We start from the raw sequence: 1,017 nt of genomic DNA, 5'->3' as shown, positions 1-1,017 counted from the left end.
GGGTCAAATAACGTGGATTGATCCTAGGCCGGGTTCGGCGTCCCGGCAAACGAGGTTTTCGCATACTGTTGTGCTAATTTCTCACTTCGAAACGTTGCAAAATCGCCTTTATGCAATGCATTAGTGAGGTTGACGTACATGCGCAGGAAGATCCCCAGCACAACAGCCCTGATCAGCTTTGAAGCGGCAGCGCGCCACGAGAGCTTTACCAAGGCTGCCCAGGAGCTTTCTCTCACTCAGGGAGCGATTTGCCGACAGATAGCCAGCCTCGAGGAGTTCCTCAATGTCGAGCTGTTCCGGCGTTCACGGCGCGGAGTGAAGCTGACAGAAGCCGGGCTTTCCTACAGTCGCAGGGTGGCCACCCAACTCGACGCGGTTGAACGGGACACCTTGTCAGTGATGGGCCAGCAAGGCGCCAACTCGATCGAACTGGCGGTGGTTCCGACCTTCGGCACTCAGTGGCTGCTGCCACGACTCAAGGATTTCCAGCACAAACACCCGGAGGTGACGGTCAACCTCACCAACCGTACGCGCCCCTTCCTGTTTGCCGACACCGACTTCGATGCCGCCATTTATTTCGGCGACGCGGACTGGCCAGGTACCGAATCCCACAGGTTAATGGGCGAGAACCCGATGCCGGTGTGCAGCCCCACGCTGCTGGGCCAAAAAACCAACCTGAGCCCCGGTGAAATCGCCGAGCTGCCCTTGCTGCAACAGACCACTCGCCCTTATGCCTGGCGCCAATGGTTCAACTCCCAGAACCTGAATATCCCGCGAGACATGACAGGGCCGCGTTACGAGCTATTCTCCATGCTCGCCCAGGCAGCGATGCATGACATGGGGATCGCGCTGATTCCGCCATTCCTGATTCAGCGCGAATTGGCAGAGAAGCGCCTGGTCATTGCCAATACCCAAGCACTATCGAGCATCAAGGCCTACTACCTGATGATTCCTGATCGAAAGGTCGAATCAGCCTCTTTAAAGGCATTTCGCGATTGGCTGGTGAATCAGGCACAC

General features: G+C 57.1%; 1 protein-coding gene. It reads left to right on the top strand.

Features of this window, described 5'->3' with window-relative positions:
- Nucleotides 1-138: 138 nt before the first annotated feature.
- The coding region (locus AC1DLB_RS30860; RefSeq protein WP_477786388.1) for a LysR family transcriptional regulator at nt 139-1,017 on the top strand (879 nt) is incomplete at its 3' end.

The sequence above is a fragment of the Pseudomonas sp. 05N434 genome (assembly GCF_056396965.1).
This window is presented reverse-complemented; position numbering and strand designations above follow the sequence as displayed.